At 65.1% G+C, this 15,999-nt stretch carries 17 protein-coding genes; 7 read left to right on the forward strand and 10 right to left on the reverse strand.

The window, feature by feature from the left end:
- Nucleotides 1-4 precede the first annotated feature (4 nt).
- Nucleotides 5-1,513: a tripartite tricarboxylate transporter permease gene (locus FJV43_RS15330; RefSeq protein ID WP_239628188.1), complete on the forward strand. Its 1,509-nt coding sequence runs from the start codon at nt 5-7 to the stop codon at nt 1,511-1,513.
- A gap of 150 nt (nt 1,514-1,663) precedes the next feature.
- Here FJV43_RS15330 and FJV43_RS15335 read toward each other — a convergent pair whose 3' ends face one another.
- Entirely contained in the window at nt 1,664-3,358 is a 1,695-nt protein-coding gene (locus FJV43_RS15335) for a bifunctional diguanylate cyclase/phosphodiesterase (protein WP_239628190.1), read from the reverse strand.
- Between the two features lie 221 nt (nt 3,359-3,579).
- Between FJV43_RS15335 and FJV43_RS15340 the strand changes: the two genes are divergently transcribed.
- Nucleotides 3,580-3,840, forward strand: a complete 261-nt coding sequence (locus FJV43_RS15340) for a hypothetical protein (protein WP_194390444.1) — start codon at nt 3,580-3,582, stop codon at nt 3,838-3,840.
- Between the two features lie 74 nt (nt 3,841-3,914).
- Here the strand turns inward: FJV43_RS15340 and FJV43_RS15345 are convergent, their stop codons facing one another.
- The 3 genes from FJV43_RS15345 to mtgA all read right to left on the reverse strand — a co-directional run bounded on the left by FJV43_RS15345 (nt 3,915) and on the right by mtgA (nt 5,737).
- Nucleotides 3,915-4,568 (reverse strand): hypothetical protein, encoded by a 654-nt coding sequence (locus FJV43_RS15345; RefSeq protein WP_239628194.1) that lies wholly within the window; start codon nt 4,566-4,568, stop codon nt 3,915-3,917.
- Nucleotides 4,569-4,710: 142 nt separating this feature from the next.
- Complete coding sequence (rpmF, locus tag FJV43_RS15350; protein ID WP_007598106.1) at nt 4,711-4,893, reverse strand: 50S ribosomal protein L32; 183 nt, start codon at nt 4,891-4,893, stop codon at nt 4,711-4,713.
- A 169-nt stretch (nt 4,894-5,062) separates the two neighbouring features.
- Nucleotides 5,063-5,737 carry a monofunctional biosynthetic peptidoglycan transglycosylase gene (gene mtgA / locus FJV43_RS15355; protein WP_239628196.1) on the reverse strand — a complete coding sequence of 225 codons (675 nt, stop codon included), beginning with the start codon at nt 5,735-5,737 and terminating at the stop codon, nt 5,063-5,065.
- Nucleotides 5,738-5,898: 161 nt separating this feature from the next.
- Here mtgA and FJV43_RS15360 point away from each other — a divergent pair, with 161 nt between their 5' ends.
- Nucleotides 5,899-6,822, forward strand: coding sequence for a polyprenyl synthetase family protein (locus tag FJV43_RS15360; RefSeq protein WP_239628198.1), 924 nt, complete (start codon nt 5,899-5,901; stop codon nt 6,820-6,822).
- A 9-nt stretch (nt 6,823-6,831) separates the two neighbouring features.
- Entirely contained in the window at nt 6,832-7,524 is a 693-nt protein-coding gene (locus FJV43_RS15365; RefSeq protein WP_239628199.1) for a DUF1345 domain-containing protein, read from the forward strand.
- A 310-nt stretch (nt 7,525-7,834) separates the two neighbouring features.
- Here FJV43_RS15365 and FJV43_RS15375 read toward each other — a convergent pair whose 3' ends face one another.
- Nucleotides 7,835-8,263 (reverse strand): GFA family protein, encoded by a 429-nt coding sequence (locus FJV43_RS15375; RefSeq protein ID WP_239628201.1) that lies wholly within the window; start codon nt 8,261-8,263, stop codon nt 7,835-7,837.
- 95 nt (nt 8,264-8,358) lie between these two features.
- Between FJV43_RS15375 and FJV43_RS15380 the strand changes: the two genes are divergently transcribed.
- From FJV43_RS15380 to FJV43_RS15390, 3 genes are all read left to right on the forward strand, one after another.
- Nucleotides 8,359-8,733, forward strand: coding sequence for a nuclear transport factor 2 family protein (locus tag FJV43_RS15380; RefSeq protein ID WP_239628203.1), 375 nt, complete (start codon nt 8,359-8,361; stop codon nt 8,731-8,733).
- Nucleotides 8,734-8,919: 186 nt separating this feature from the next.
- Entirely contained in the window at nt 8,920-9,777 is an 858-nt protein-coding gene (gene bla, locus FJV43_RS15385) for a class A beta-lactamase (protein ID WP_239628204.1), read from the forward strand.
- 49 nt (nt 9,778-9,826) lie between these two features.
- On the forward strand, nt 9,827-11,434 hold the full coding sequence (locus tag FJV43_RS15390) for a Na+/H+ antiporter (protein ID WP_239628206.1): 1,608 nt from the start codon (nt 9,827-9,829) through the stop codon (nt 11,432-11,434).
- A gap of 104 nt (nt 11,435-11,538) precedes the next feature.
- Here FJV43_RS15390 and FJV43_RS15395 read toward each other — a convergent pair whose 3' ends face one another.
- The 5 genes from FJV43_RS15395 to FJV43_RS15415 form a co-directional block, all read right to left on the reverse strand.
- Entirely contained in the window at nt 11,539-12,351 is an 813-nt protein-coding gene (locus FJV43_RS15395; RefSeq protein ID WP_239628207.1) for an N-acetylmuramoyl-L-alanine amidase, read from the reverse strand.
- Nucleotides 12,352-12,437: 86 nt separating this feature from the next.
- Nucleotides 12,438-12,614 (reverse strand): hypothetical protein, encoded by a 177-nt coding sequence (locus FJV43_RS15400; protein ID WP_239628209.1) that lies wholly within the window; start codon nt 12,612-12,614, stop codon nt 12,438-12,440.
- A 90-nt stretch (nt 12,615-12,704) separates the two neighbouring features.
- The gene (locus FJV43_RS15405) at nt 12,705-13,601 is read right to left on the reverse strand and encodes a TauD/TfdA family dioxygenase (RefSeq protein ID WP_239628210.1); all 897 of its coding nucleotides are present in this window, start codon (nt 13,599-13,601) and stop codon (nt 12,705-12,707) included.
- A 135-nt stretch (nt 13,602-13,736) separates the two neighbouring features.
- A complete protein-coding gene (gene ispG / locus FJV43_RS15410; protein WP_239628212.1) occupies nt 13,737-15,020 on the reverse strand; it encodes a flavodoxin-dependent (E)-4-hydroxy-3-methylbut-2-enyl-diphosphate synthase in 1,284 nt (427 codons plus the stop codon).
- A gap of 12 nt (nt 15,021-15,032) precedes the next feature.
- Nucleotides 15,033-15,986: a DMT family transporter gene (locus tag FJV43_RS15415; protein WP_239628213.1), complete on the reverse strand. Its 954-nt coding sequence runs from the start codon at nt 15,984-15,986 to the stop codon at nt 15,033-15,035.
- Nucleotides 15,987-15,999: the final 13 nt, after the last annotated feature.

The following is a 15,999-nucleotide window of genomic DNA, read 5'->3' on the forward strand; positions in this document are numbered from 1 at the left end:
TCGCATGGATACGCTTGTCAATGTGGCCCATGGATTCGGCGTCGCGCTGCTGCCGATCAACCTGCTCTACTGTTTCATCGGCGTCTTCATCGGCACGCTGGTCGGCGTGCTGCCGGGCATCGGGCCGATCTCGGCCATGTCGCTGCTGCTGCCTGTGACGCTGTCGGGGACGCCGGAATCCGGCATCATCATGATGGCCGGCATCTATTACGGCTCGATGTATGGCGGCTCGACCACCTCGATCCTGGTCAACATCCCGGGCGAGGCAGCCTCAGTCGTCACCTGCATCGACGGCCACCAGATGGCGAAGCAGGGCCGTGCGGGCCCTGCCCTCGGCATCTCCGCTTTCGGCTCCTTCGCCGCGGGCACGTTTGCGCTGATCGCCCTGATGCTGGTGGCGCCGAAGCTTGCCAGCATTGCCATCGCCTTCGGCCCGGCCGAGTATTTCAGCCTGATGGTGCTCGGCCTCGTCGTGCTCACTTTCCTCACCCAGGGATCGATGCCGAAGGCACTGCTGATGGCGTGCATCGGTGTCGTGCTCGGGCTGGTCGGGCTCGACAGCATCACCGCGCAGCCGCGGCTGACCTTCGGCCGCATGGAACTGATCGACGGCATCGGCCTCGTGCCCGTCGTGATGGGCCTGTTCGGCGTCGCCGAGGTGCTGCTCAACACTGAGCAGGCCATCAAGCGCGACATCATCAACACCAAGATCACCCATCTCCTGCCCAGCAAAGAGGACTGGAAGGCGAGCGCAGGTCCGGTCGGCCGCGGCACGATCCTCGGCTTCTTCCTCGGCATCCTGCCGGGCGGCGGCGCGGTGGTGGCGTCCTTCGCCTCCTACGCGCTGGAGAAGCGGCTGTCGAAGACGCCCGAGCGTTTCGGGCATGGCGCGATCGAAGGCGTCGCGGGACCGGAATCGGCGAACAATGCCGCGGCGGGCGGGGCATTCATTCCGCTGATGACGCTCGGCATCCCGCCGAATGTCGTGATGGCGCTGCTGCTCGGGGCCTTCGTCATTCACGGCCTGCAGCCGGGGCCACTGCTGATCACGCAAAACCCCGGCCTGTTCTGGGGCATCGTCGCCAGCATGTATATCGGCAACGTCATGCTGCTGATCCTGAACCTGCCGATGATCGGCATGTGGGTGCAGCTGCTCAAGCTGCCCTACAACATCCTGTTTCCCCTGATCATCCTGTTCACGATCCTCGGCGTCTATTGCTCGAGCAACAACGTGTTCGACGTCCATGTGATGATCGCGTTCGGGATCATCGGCTATTTCATGCGCAAACTCGGCTATGAGCCGGCGCCGCTGGTGCTCGCCTTCGTGCTGGGGCCGATGATGGAGAACAACTTGCGCAAGTCGCTGATCCTGTCGCAGGGCGATCTCTGGACCTTCGTGCAGCGGCCGATCTCGGGAGTGTGCCTGACGCTGGCGCTCGTGCTGCTGATCGCGCCGCTGCTGCCGTCTCTGCGCAAGAAGCGCGAGCTGGTGGCGCTGGATGAGGGGGCGTGAGGAAGCCTTGGCTTCCTAGGGTGGGCAAACCAAAGCGACTTGTCCGCCGTAGCTCGAAGAGCGAAGGCGGAAGCGTGCCCACGTCTGTCGTCGACGCTTCAAGAGATGGTGGGCACGGCGCAAGTGCGCCTTTGCCCACCCTACGGCGGCTCAGCTCGCAGCAGGCAGTGCGCTGTCCGGGGACGTACCCCAGGGACGCTCGGCTGAGGCGAGCCCGATCAGGCGGCCCTGGATGTAGTCGCAGCCCCACTCACGCAGCATACCTGCGGCTTCCTCGTCCTGCACCCATTCGGCGACCGTCTTGATGTCGAGGCGGCGGGCGAGGTCGATCAGGGTCTGCACGAAGGCGCGGTCGTCGGCCGAGCGGGTGACGTTCTGCACGAAGGCGCCGTCGATCTTCACGATGTCGACGCCGAGCTTGCGCAGGTTTCGGAACGAGGTGTAGCCGGCGCCGAAATCGTCGATGGCGATGCGGCTGCCGAAATTCTTCAGCCGCGTGACGAAGCCGCGGACGTCGTCGATGTCCTGGATCGCGACCGTCTCCGTGATCTCGACGATCAGGCGCTCGGCAACACCGGGATGCGCCAGCATCAGCGACTCGATCCCGGCCCACCAGTCCGGATCCATCGTCGTATCAGGCGAGATGTTGAGGCTGAGGCAGATGTTGGGCGCAGCGGCGAGCTCGGCGACCACGAGCTCGAGCACGCGGTGGTCCACCAGGCGGATCAGGCCGAGCCGCTCGGCGACCGGCACGATATCGGGCGCGAGCAGCACCTGGCCATCGCCCTGGTCCATCCGCACCAGGCACTCGTGGAAGGCGCGTTCGCGCGAGCTGGCGGAGACCACCGGCTCATAGGCAAGCTTGATACGGCGTTCGTTCAGCGCGGTGACGATCTCGTCGGTGACGCGGATGTTGACCCGGCGCTGCGCGTCGCGCGCGGCATCCGGGCGCCACGCGGCGAACGAGCCGGCGCGGCGGCGCTTGGCGGCATCCAGCGTTTCATGGGCGCGGTTGACCGCTTCATCGGTATTGCGGGCGTAGCGCGGCAGGCTGACCGCGCCGATCGAGGCGGTGACCGAGACCGGGCCGGATTTCGTCGGCACCACCTCGTCGCGGATGCCGGTGAGGAAACGCTCGGCGGCGACGTTCATGTCGTCCACGGTACAGTTCTTCAGGATCAGGCCGAACTTGTTGCCGGAGAAGCGCCCGAGCACGTCGCCGCCGCGCAGGCGCGAGCGAATGCGCCTGGCGACATCCAGGATCACGGCGTCGGCGACGTCGAAGCCGAAGGCGTCGTTGACGCGGGCGAGATGATCGATGCCGACCAGCATGAAGGCCGCGGTCGAGCGAAAGCGGGTCGTCTCCTCGATTGCCTCGGCCAGTGCCGCCAGCAGATGGGAGCGGTTGAGCTCGCCGGTCAGGGGATCGAGCCGGGCCAGCTTGGCCAGTTCCTCGTCGCGGGCGTGGCGCTCATTGTTGATGCGGACGGAGCCGATCGCACGTGTGGGGCGACCATCGGGGCCCGCGAACCAGCGGCCGGTCTCCTCGACCCAGATCACCGGATCGGAGGCGCTCATGCGCACGCCGTACTCGACCCGGTAAGGCGTACCGCCGGCGCCGTGCACGGCGGAGGTCTGCGCCAGGGCTGCGGTCCGCAGCGTTTGCGCGGGCTCGATCAGCTTGGCGAATTCGGCGCCGGTCGCGAGCTGCTCGGCCGGGATGCCGGGAAAAATGCTGGCGACCTGCTCACCCCAGACGATGGCATCGCTGGCGATGTCCCAGGCGAACACGGCCTGGCCGAGCGCGGCGAGGATGTCGGAGGCTTGCGGCAATGCGGGAGTCAAAATCGCCTCGTTCTGGGACAGTGGAGAAGTCCTGATCCGGCACAGGATAGAGCCAGATTCGCCCCCGACCCTAGGCAAAGTTGATAAACAATTTGGAAACCACGTTTCCCGGACGTGGGGAACCAAACCGGCCCGGGCGGCATAGGCCTTGCGAGTACAGGACTCGCACCGGCGCCTGCGTCCCGAAACGCGACAATCTCGCCGGATCAACGGTGATTGCGATGTTGAGTACCGATCGATCGGACGCGGCTGAGAACGGCGCAGGCACAGCCCTGGTGCCGCTGATGCCGACGTTGCAGTGGGTCCACAAGGCACCGCTGCCCCGCCCCGATCCGAGCTTCGTCACCCAGCTCATCGCCAACGCCGAACATCTGTCCCAGACCAGCCGGCTCCGCCGGGCCTCTTCCGAAGACGCGAGGACGGCCTATGGCAGCAAGCGGCCATTGGGAAGCGTCAGCGCACGGACGCGGCAGGTGGCGTAACCCAGCCTAAGGACAATTGTCGCCTCACCTGCGCTGCGCCTCTCCCCGTCTGCGGAAGAGGTCGACGCGCTCGGTCAGCGTGGCGGCGCGTCAGGGGACGACGGCGAGCCGTTGCCCGGCTGAAGATGGGGCGAGGAAATTTCCGGCGAGGGTGAGCCCTGCACCGGCTTTGGCGCAGGATGATCCATCAGCACGGATTCGGCGACGGATTGCGCCGAGGGTGCGGGCGGCGCCACCGGCGCCGGCTGTGGCGCAATCACCGGCTCGAACCTGGAGGCGGCCTCCGCGTCATCCGCCGGCGCTTCACCCCTGCGCTTGGCCTTGCGTGGCGCCGGCACCGTCGTCTCGGCGACATAGGTGACGCGGTGACGCGTGCGCTGGGCAATGCCGGCAAGGAAGTCGGCCATCGCCAGCAGCACCAGCAGGAAAAAGGTGGAGTTGCCGAATTTGGGCCACATCACGAATTCGGCTGCGGCCGCCCCGAAGACGATCAGCGACAGCAAATGATCCATCAGGAATTTCGAGCCCGGCCGCGCGCCCTTGACCACCTCGAGCAGCAGCAGAACCACGCCGAGCGCGAGCAGCAGATCGGCGAGCGTGACCGGCCAGCTCTCGCCCGTGATCATCGGCACATTGAACAGCACGTCCGAGAAGGACACGCTGGGCATCAGGAAGGCGATGATGTTGTAGACCGCGAGCGGAATCAGAAGCAGCGGGAAACCGACCATCGGCGAGATGCCTTCTCGATCAAGATATCCGGACAGAACAATGCAGCGGCGAAGCATTTGCTCCGCCGCCGTCACCGTCTAGCTCATGGGGTGGCCGAAATCACGCGGGTTCAATCATCCCGCCTGAGGAAAGGTCCTGCCTTCAGGACTCTTTCTTCTTCAGGACCTGACGGCCCTTGTACATGCCGGTCTTGAGGTCGAGATGGTGCGGACGACGGAGTTCGCCGGAGTCCTTGTCTTCCACATAGGTCGGCTTCTTGATGGCGTCAGCCGAGCGGCGCATGCCACGGCGCGACGGCGAGGTTTTTCTTCTCGGAACGGCCATTTCAATATCCTCTAGGGATTGGTGTCATCAGGGCATCGTCCGCGGAGGGACGGCTCAGCACCCGCAATACGAGGCGAGCTGAATGCCGATCAAGGCCGCGCTTATAGAGGAAGGCTGGCCGTAAAGCTAGGCTCTTGGGCCGGAAAATGCGCCCGGAATGGGCCAAGAATCAGCGATTTTCGGGCCAGCAGGTCGCAAGCGAGCTCGCCTGCCCCCGCGCCATATAGGTTGCCGCCAGCCGCCGGACGCCCGGCCCGGGGGTCCTGGCGCTGCGTTTGACCGGATTCGGCAGGATCGAGGCCAGAAGGGCTGCCTCCCGCGGGGAGAGGCTGGCGGCCGATTTGCCAAAGGCATAGGCGCTGCCCGCCTCGACGCCAAACTGGCCCTGCGGACCGAACTCGGCGATGTTGAGGTAAATCTCCAGGATCCGCGGCTTGGGCAGGACGAGATCGATCCAAAGCGCCAGCGGGAATTCCAGCGCCTTGCGAACGAAATCCCGTCCCTGCCAGAGGAACAGGTTTTTCGCCACCTGCTGGGTGATCGTGGAGGCGCCCCGGAACGGCGTGCCATCCTCCTGCGCATCGTCGATCGCCTCGCGCAACGCGCCCCAATCGATGCCGTGATGCTTGCAGAAATGGGCATCCTCGGCCGCCACCACGGCGCGCGGCAGATAGGGCGACATGTCAGCCAGATCGATCCACGTCCGCTGCATCGGCGCGCCCCGGAGCGAACGCCAGGCCATCAGCGTCGAAACCGGATGGCCGGTGCGGTAGAACGGCGCGATCACATAGGGCGCGAGAGCCGCGACCACGAGCACCAGGAGAAGGATTTTGACGATGCGCAAGTCGACCTTTCCGGCGCAAAATGAAACGAGGCCCACGGCTGAGCCATTAAGTCTGTGATAATTCGGGCCTTTTCCAGCACTTTTTAGCCCTTCCAAACGATTGACTGGCGCGGGCGCATAAAGGATTGTCCGGCCGAATTTTAGTTCTGGAGCCCTTCTTGATGACCGGCACGTCCCCGTCCGATTTCGCCAAACGTCTGGACAAGACCGCTGATGACACCGAGGCCCTGCTCGGGCGGCTATTGTCGGACGACATCCTGCACGACGAGATCGCCCGGCCCAAGCGACTGATGGACGCAATGCGCTATTCGAGCCTGAATGGCGGCAAGCGTCTGCGGCCGTTCCTGGTGGTCGAAAGCGCCGCCGTGTTTGGCGTGCCGCGCGAGGCGGCCCTGCTCGCCGGCGCGGCGCTCGAATGCATCCACTGCTATTCGCTCATCCATGACGACCTGCCGGCGATGGACAATTCGGACCTGCGCCGCGGCCGCCCCACCCTGCACAAGAAGACCGATGACGCGACCGCGATCCTCGCCGGCGACGGCCTGCTGACGCTCGCCTTCGACATCATCACCCGCGACGAGATCCATCGCGACGCCAATGTGCGGCTGCTGCTGACGCGCGCTTTGGCGCGCTGCGCCGGCATCGGCGGCATGGTCGGCGGCCAGATCCTCGACCTCGCCGGCGAAGGCCGCTTCGGCGGCAACGAGCCGATCGATGTCGCCCGCATTCAGCAGATGAAGACCGGCGCGCTGCTGCGCTACGGCTGCATCGCCGGCGCGATCCTCGGCCAGGCCTCGCAAAAGGAATATCAGGCGCTCGACGATTACGGGCGCGCGCTCGGCGAAGCCTTCCAGATCGCCGACGATCTGCTCGATGTCGAAGGCGATGCGGCCGCGCTCGGCAAGCCTTCCGGCCAGGACGCAGCGCTCGGCAAGACCACCTTCGTCACCCAGCTCGGCATCGAAGGCGCCAAGCAGCGCGTACGCGACTTGCTCGCGCGCGCGGACAACGCAGTGTCGATCTTCGGCGACCGCGCCGTCGTGCTGCAGGCCGCCGCGCGATTCGTCGCCGAGCGGAAGAACTGACGCGCGCCGATGGCGGCCCGCGGCAAAGAGGATCCCGCTCTTGTCCGCTTCCGCCAGATGTCGCGGCCGATGCGGCTGCTCTATGCACGGCCGCGGACGTTCATTGCGCTCGTTGTCGGCATCCTCGTCTGCCTGCTTGTGCCGGGCACGCCCCGGCTGGTGACGCGGCTCCTGTTCGGATGGGACGCGCTGATCGCGGTCTATCTCGTGCTGGTCTATGCGATGATGCTCTGCAACGACCACCAGCACATCCGTCGCGCCGCTGCGATGCAGGACGACGGCCGGTTCGTGATCCTGCTCGTCACCGCCACCGGTGCCTTCGCCAGCATCGCGGCAATCGTCTCCGAGCTGGGCACGCCGCAGCGCGGCGGCCTGGATCTGACGATCGCGATCATCACCATCGTGCTGTCATGGGCTGCGGTGCACACGACCTTCGCGCTGCACTACGCGCATGATTATTATCGCGACGGTACGGCAGGTGGCCTTCAGTTTCCGAGCGGCGACAAGGAAGACCATGCCGACTATTGGGATTTCGTCTATTTCTCCTTCGTGATCGGCATGACTGCGCAGGTCTCCGACGTCGGCATCACCGACAAGACCATTCGCCGCACCGCGACGGCGCACGGCATCGTGTCCTTTATCTACAACACGGCGTTGCTGGCGCTGACGGTGAACATCGCGGCGAGCGCGATCTCGAAATAATCCATCGTCCCGGCCCTCGCCGGGACGATCCAGAAAGTAGCGGTCAGTAACACACCTCGGCGTTGGGGTCGTTGCCGGGGCCGCCGCCGCCGCGATATTCGAGACGGCAACCGCGATGGACCGGACGACAACCGGTGTTGTTGCAGTAGACCTGCCCGCCACTCGTCGCGCGGCCGGCGCCAGCAGCAGCAATGCCGGCAGCGGCACCATAGCCGCCCGCCGCCCCGCCGGACTGACGACGCTGCCGTGCGGGACGCTCGTCGCGCTTCGCGGTCGCGGTTCGTCGACGGAGGCGCGGTCCGGGGCTCCCTCAGACAACCCCGATGTGCCCCCGATATTGCGGCAGATTGTCCGTAATCTCGTGCCACGGTGCCTTCGAGCCGACGAAAATATGGGCGCTTGGCCGGATCGAGGGGGCGTCGACCAGAGTGCCCATGGCGACATGAACCCATTGTCCTTCACGCACCCTGGAATAGAGCAGCGAGCCGCAGCGGGCACAATGCGCATCATGGGTAGTATCGTCGCCGAAAATCATCCGCTGGTCCTCTCCCCGGACGATGCGGAGCTTGTCTTGCGCGATGCCCGCGAACGGCTTGAAGGCGGCTCCGGTGGTGCGACGGCAGTTCGAGCAGTGGCAGTTCATCGCATAGGAGAACGCATCCGCCACTTCAAAGCGCACAGCGCGGCAATAGCATTCGCCGGCGAGGATACGAGCGTTCGAATTGTCTGATCCGGTCATGACGATTGCCTTCGCGCAAACGGCTCACAGACCCATAGCGCATTTTGACTTATACGACTAAGTTCGCCCCGCGCCATCATGCAGAGGAATGACCAATGAACCAGGACCGGTCGAGCGTCGAAGCCGTCGTGCAATCCTATTTTGACGGGCTCTATGAGGGCGACGCCGAAAAGCTCGGCGCCATCTTCCATCCCTCCGCCGATCTGCGCTGGGTCGAGAAGGGCGAACTCCAGGTTCTGACCGTACCCGACTGGCTCGATCGCGTCCGCAAGCGCGCCTCGGCCAGAGCCGAGGGCAAGCCGCGCGAGGATTTCGTCGTCACCATCGACCGGTCCGACGACAAGACCGCCTTCATCAAGGTGCGCTGCCAGCTGCCACCGCGCTATTTCACCGACTATCTGGTGGCGATGAAGCTCGCCGACGGCTGGCAGATCGTGTCGAAATCGTACAGGTACGACCTGAGGGAGTGAGCCCTCCCGATCTTCCGCTGCCCGAAATCTGTCGCACTCGTTCTCCATTCGTCATTGCGAGCGAAGCGAAGCAATCCAGAATCTCGCCGGGGAGGCCGACTGGATTGCTTCGCTCCGCTCGCAATGACTGTGCGGATAAAGCGTCCGCTACATCCCTACCCGTCTGACCCACGCCAAAGGTCTTTCATGCTTATCGATCGCCGCTCCCTGCTCGCCTCCCTGTGCTGGATCGCCGCTTCTCCCGCGCTCGCCGCGGAGGCGCCGGCCGAACTCGAAGCCTATGAGCGCGGCAGTGGCGGGCGCATCGGGCTCTATGCGGAGAATCTTGCGACCGGCAAGAAACTCGCCTGGCGCGCCGACGAGCGCTTCGTCATGTGCTCGACATTCAAGGCCTCGCTTGCGGCCTGCGTGCTGGCGCGGGTCGATCGCGGCGAGGAGCAGCTTGCGGCCATGATCCCTTACGGCAAGGCCGACCTGCTTGATTACGCCCCGGTCGCCAGGCAAAATCTCGCGGCCGGCAAGATGTCGGTCGGCGAGATGTGCAAGGCGATCGTCGAGCTCAGCGACAACACCTGCGCCAATCTGCTGCTGGCGCGGATCGGCGGGCCCGCCGCGCTGACTGCATTCTGGCGATCGCTCGGAGATACCACCTCGCGGCTCGACCACAACGAGCCAGAGCTCAACCGCTCACGGCCCGGCGATCCCCGCGACACCACGACACCCGCGGCGATGGCGGGCAATCTGCGGCGGCTGGTGCTGGGCGAGGCCTTGTCGGCGCAATCGCGCCTCCAGCTCACCGACTGGATGGTGAATTGCAAGACCGGTGCAAACCGGCTGCGTGGTGGCCTGCCGGCGAGCTGGAAGATCGGCGACAAGACGGGCAATAACGGCAAGGATGCGTCGGGCGATATCGCGGTCGTCTGGCCGAAGCCGGACGCGCCGATCCTGATCGCGGCCTATACCCAGGGCGGCGCGCCGAATGCGGCGCAGATCGCGACTTTATTTGCGCAGATTGGACGGATGGTCGCCGGCCAGCTGACGTGAGCATTGCCGCATTGACCTCGCGCGCGCTTCCGGGTCAAGACAGGCCATCATGGAAGCGAAATTTCAGACTTTTCTCATCCTGCTTGCCGTGCTGGCGGGCGTGGCGCTGGCCGCGCGCCGCTTCAACGTCGCCCCGGCCATTCTGCTGATGCTGGCCGGCGTCGGCCTGGCCTTCGTGCCGGGCATGCCGCCGGTCGAGCTGCCGCCGGAACTGGTTCTCTTGATGGTCCTGCCGCCGCTGATCTACTCGGCGAGCGTCGCCATGAGCTGGCGCGAGTTCAGGAACAATTTACGCCCGATCGTGCTGCTCGCGGTCGGCGCGGTGATCTTCACCGCGGCGATGGTGGCGGCTGCCACGCACTACATGATCGGCCTGCCCTGGACCGTCGCCTTCCTGCTGGGAGCCATCGTTGCGCCGCCCGACGTGGTGGCGCCGCTCGCGATCGCGCGCCGGCTCAACATGCCGCGCCGGCTCCTGGTCATCCTCGAGGGTGAAGGGCTGGCCAATGACGCCACTGCGCTGATCCTCTACCGCTTTGCGCTCGCCGCGATCATGGTCGGACATTTCTCGCTGCCGCTCGCGGCCGGCGAGTTCCTCCTGATCGTCGCCAGCGAGATCGCCTTCGGCATCGGCGTCGGCTGGCTCTCCTTACGCTTCCGCAAATGGTCGGGGGACCCGCAGGTCGAGCTGACATTGTCGCTGATCACACCCTACGTCTCCTACTGGCTGCCCGAGCATGTCGGCGGCTCCGGCGTGATCGCGACCGTCGCCTGCGGCCTCTACGTGAGCTGGAACGGGCCGCTGCTGATCTCGTCGGCAACGCGCCTGCAAGGCATCTTCTTCTGGGATCTGGTGATCTATCTGATCGAGGGCATGCTGTTCCTGCTCACCGGCTTCCAGATGCGCGCGCTCTACGAGAAGTCGAAGTCCTTCCCGCTCGACGACATTCTCATCGCGACGGCAGTGGTCCTGGTCATCGTCGTGATCGCGCGCTTCGCCTGGCTCTACCCCGCGACCTACCTGCCGCGGATGCTCAGCAAGTCGCTGCGCAAGCGCGACCCGTCGCCGCCGTGGCAATGGCCGTTCGTGCTCGCCTTCACCGGCGTGCGTGGCGCCGTGTCGCTGGCGGCCGCGCTGGCGCTGCCGTTCACGCTGCCTGATGGCGAGGCCTTTCCGTATCGCGACCTGATCCTGTTCGTCGCCTTCGGTGTCATCTTCGTCACGTTGATCGGCGTCGGCCTGACGCTGCCGCCGGTCGTGCGCTGGCTCGGCGTCGCCGAGGCCGGCCGCCACGAGCATGCCGCCGAGCACGAGGCCGAGATCGCCGCCCGGCGCCAGGCGCTCGATGCCGCGCTGAAATCGCTCGACGTACTCACCGCGCAGAAGGAAGTATCCGAAGAAGTAATGCGGCTGATGCGCGCACGACACGATATCCGCGTCAACCAGCTCCCGGACTCGCTCGATCCCAACCACCACGACGTCTCCGCCGCCGGTACCGCGCTGACCCGCGAGCTGATCGCCGCCGAAAGAAAATTCATCCACAACCTCCTGCGCGAGGGCCAGATCACCGACGAAACGCGGCGGCGAATCGAACGTGATTTGGATCTGGAGGAGGCAAGTCTGGCGAACCGGGAGTATCGGAGAATGCCGCTGTAGCTTTTCGTCATTACGAGCGCAGCGATGCAATCGAGAGTCCTTCCGCGAAGAGCCTGGATTGCTTGGCTGCGCCCGCAATGGCCAACGCGAAATAGCCGAACTCGCTACCGCCTCTCGCAAAACTCCCTCATCGCAACTGCCACGGCTCCAGCGACCGCTTCGTGCCGCTCCGCCGAGTTCATCTCCATTTCCTCGTCGCGATTGATGATCGAGCCGGCCTCGATCAGCACGGCGGCGCTCCTCGTCCGCGACAGCACGATGAGCCCGTCATAGCGATAGACGCCGACGTCCTTGTCGAGCAGCTGGCGCCGGTAGCGGCCCATCACCGGCAGGGTGTACTGGCTGGCATAGCGCAGCCCCTGCTCCTTCAACTGCCTGCCGATCATCCGGGCCAGCATCAGGCTGGTGGCGAAGTACGGATTCTGCCGCGACACGAACAGCGAGTGCCCCGAAAAACGGTCGCTGAAATAGCTCTTTGCGCCGTCGAACTCCCAGGTCTCGAGCAGCTTGTCCGGCACCGAATCGTGATGGACCGACAGGAATAGATCGGTCCGGCCTTCGTTGGCAGCGCCGACGCGCTTGAACAGGCTCGGCCGCGCCTTGCCGTCCGTGACGAGCAGGCGGGTTTCGGCAAAGCCTTCGGACCTGAGCTTCGCCGTGATCAGCCTGGCGAGGCGGAAGTTGAAGCCGAACTCAGGATCATTGCGCGCGCTCAGCGCGCCGTAGGAGTCCGGGGTGTGCCCGACGTCCACGACGATCCGAAACCTCGGCATCTCGCACTTTGCCGACAACTTCGGCTTGGCCTTGGGGCTTGCAACCCTTCGCGCGGCGACGGCCTCGCTGCTCGCAACAGTCGCCAGCGGCGACAGCAAGATCGACGCGACCAGCCCGACGATGAAGCTCCGCGGCCGACCCAAGTGCTACTCCACTGCTGCGATCCCGGGACGGCCGGCGAAGCCAGCAACGTCGCCGAACCGTTCCAACATCACGGCCGGCAGGTCCTTCATGCAGGCACCGGAGCGCGCGCATAGCGGTCCTGATGCGCAGCTTGCGGCGGCTTGCCCTGCTCGGGGAGATCTTTCGAGAGCAGGACAGGCATCCAGAAGCGGAGCAACAATTCACCCATGCCGGCCCCTGGGCCGGACTCGGTCAGGAATTTATTGTCCTCTGCGCGGAGCATGGAAATCCCCCTGATTTGTTTTCGGGAAGATTGGCGCGAGAGCGGGAGAACGTCAACGCGAGGATGATCTCGTGTCCCGGACGCAGCGGATCAAACCGGCCGCTCTCCCTTCACCGTCACGCGCGTGCCCGAGCGCGTGTGCGGCCAGTAGTCCCACATCGCGCGGTGCTGGGTGCAGCGGTTGTCCCAGAAGGCGATGGCGTTCTCGGTCCAGCGGAAGCGGCACTGGAACAGCGGGTTCTCGGCGTGCTGGTAGAGATAAGCCAGCATCGCATCGCTCTCGTCGCGCGGGATGCCGTTGATGTGGCGGGTGAAGCCGCGGTTGACGTAGAGCGCCTTCCTGCCCGTGACCGGATGCGTGCGCACCACAGGATGCTCGGCATGCGGATAGGACGGACGATCGGCGACACCGTAATTGGCGTAGAGCCCGCGATAGATGGGCTCGCCATCGTGCAGCGCGGTGAGCCCGTCGAGATAGGCCTTCATGCGGTCCGACAGCGCGTCGTAGGCCGCGTACATGTTGGCGAACAGCGTGTCGCCGCCGCGTGGCGGGCATTGCCTGATGTAAAGGATCGAGCCCATCGGCGGCTCGAGATCGCAGGACACGTCGGAATGCCAACCCTCGCCATTGGCGCGCGGCGAATTCTTGTCGGCGTAGATTTTCATCAAGGCGGGGTCTTCATCCTCGTGCGGCGCGGCGGGATGAAAATGCAGCTCGCCGAACTTGCGTCCGAAGGCGAGATGCTGCTGAGGCGTGATGTGCTGGTCGCGGAAGAAGATGACGAGGTTTTCGGCAAGCGCGCGGTGAATTTCGTCCATCTGCCGGTTGGAGCGGCCATCTCCCTCGACGAGCGCGCCGATATCGACGCCCGAGATTTCCGCGCCGATGATGGGGGTGAGCTTTTCGACCTGAAGCGTCTCGTATGGTGCGCCGTCTTCAGCCGTGTGGCGATAGCGCGGACCCTGCTTGCCGGCGAGTGAGCTCATGGCGTGTCTCCCGATCGTTGTTGATTGGGAGCATGGTAGCGTGCAGTGATGGATGTGCAATCTGCACTGCAAACACAACCGTCGTTCCAGCGAAGGCGGAACGACAGCGGAGCATGGGGCGCTAGCGGAGCGAAATCACTCCGCCGCGGGCGCCGGCACCTTGGTGCCCTGCCCGTAGCGCTGGTCGATGTAGTCGATCACCAGCGCCTTGAAGTCGGCAGAGATGGTCGGCCCGCGCAGCGTGCGGAACTTCTTGCCGTCGACGAAGACAGGCGCGGCCGGGGCTTCGCCGGTGCCCGGCAAGGAGATGCCGATATTGGCATGCTTGGACTCGCCGGGGCCGTTGACGATGCAGCCCATCACCGCGACGTTGAGCTCCTCGACACCAGGGTACTTCGTCTTCCAGGTCGGCATCTCGTCGCGGATGAAATCCTGGATCGAGCGCGCCAGTTCCTGGAATGTGGTCGAGGTGGTGCGGCCGCAGCCGGGGCAGGCCGCAACCAGCGGCACGAAGGTGCGGAAGCCCATGGTCTGCAAGAGCTCCTGGCCGACCTGCACCTCGCGGGTACGGTCGCCGCCGGGCTCCGGCGTCAGCGAGATGCGGATGGTGTCGCCGATGCCCTGCTGCAGCAGGATGCCGAGCGCGGCCGAGGACGCCACGATGCCCTTCGAGCCCATGCCGGCCTCGGTCAGGCCGAGATGGATGGCGTAGTCGGAGCGCGAGGCGAGATCCTGGTAGACCGCGATGAGATCCTGCACCGCCGAGACCTTTGCGGAGAGGATGATGCGGTCCTTGGGCATGCCGAGTTCTTCGGCGCGCGCGGCCGAGAGCAGTGCGGACTGCACCATGGCCTCGCGCGTCACCGCGCGCACGTCGCGCGGGTTGGCCGACGCGGCATTCTCGTCCATCAGCTTGGTCAAAAGCTCCTGGTCGAGCGAGCCCCAATTGGCACCGATGCGGACCGGCTTGTTGTTCTTGTTTGCGATCTCGATGATGTCGGCGAACTGGGTGTCGCGCTTATCCTTGAAGCCGACATTGCCGGGATTGATGCGGTATTTCGCCAGCGCCTCGGCGCAGGCCGGATAGGCCGCGAGTAGCTTGTGGCCGATATAATGGAAGTCGCCGATCAGGGGCGTCGTGATGCCGCGCTTGGCGAGGCCGTCGCGGATGTGCGGAACGGCGGCAGCGGCCTCCTCACGGTCCACGGTGATGCGGACCATTTCGGAGCCGGCGCGCGCGAGCGCTGCGACCTGGGCGATGGTACCGTCGATGTCGGCGGTGTCGGTGTTGGTCATCGACTGCACGACGATCGGCGCACCGCCGCCAACGGCGACGTTGCCGACCTTGACCTGGGTGGTCCGGTGCCGGGGCGCCGGGCCCGCGACGTCGGAATCGAGGGGATTTTCGAGCTTGTTCATGGGGTCCAAATATCAGGTTTTGGTGACGTTCAGCAATGCATCACGCGGCGCCGCAGCCGCTTGGCTCGGACGGTTAACCAGAAAAAGCCCAGCAATTACAAGGACCGCGGCGGCCCCGAACGTCAGGCTCAAGGTGTCGTGCATGATGAAATAGCTACCGACCACGCCAAACAAAGGGGTGATGAAGGTAAAAGCCGACAATTTGCTGGCCGAATAGGCCTTCACCAGCGCAAACCAAAGCGTGAACGTGGTTCCCACCACCCAGATCGCCTGGAACGCCATCAAGCCGAGCGATAGCGGCGCCGGCATGTGCGTGATCGATTCGCCAAACAGCCAGGCCGCCATCCCCAGGATCGGGATCGAGGTGGCGACCTGATAGCCCAGCGCCTTCTCGGGCGCGGCGAAGCGCAGCCGCGTGCCCTTGGCGACCAGCGTCGTCGCGGCCCACAGCGCGGCGCCACCGACGATCATGAGATCGCCGAGCAGAACATGCGAATCGACATTGGGCTGCGGCACGCCGATCGCGAGGGCGACGCCGGCAAAGCTGATGGCCAATCCCAGCCATTGCGAGCCGCCAAGACGCTCGCCAAGCACTTGGTAGGAGCCGAGCGCGACGAAGAACGGCGCCGTGTAGAGGAACACCACCGCACGCGAAGCAGACGTGAAGCGCAGCCCCTGGAAGATCAGTATGAACTCGATGCCGAACATCAGCCCGGCGATCAGGCCGGGCTTCCAGGTGCCGTCGCGTTCGAAGAAATTGACGCCACGCAGGGTGCCGATGATGAACAGCACCGGCAGCGCGCCCATCGAGCGGATGGTGGCCTGGAGCATCGGCGGAATGTCCGGCAGCACCAGCTTCACCGCGATCTGGTTGAACCCCCAAGTCAGGCACAGCATGAGCATCAGGGCAATGGCGCCGGCACTGAGGGGGCGTGCGGCGGAGGGCACGATTTGAGCTGAGGACATTTCTTCCCGAATA

The organism is Bradyrhizobium sp. I71, assembly GCF_022354745.1.
GTDB classification, from domain to species: Bacteria; Pseudomonadota; Alphaproteobacteria; order Rhizobiales; family Xanthobacteraceae; genus Bradyrhizobium; species Bradyrhizobium liaoningense.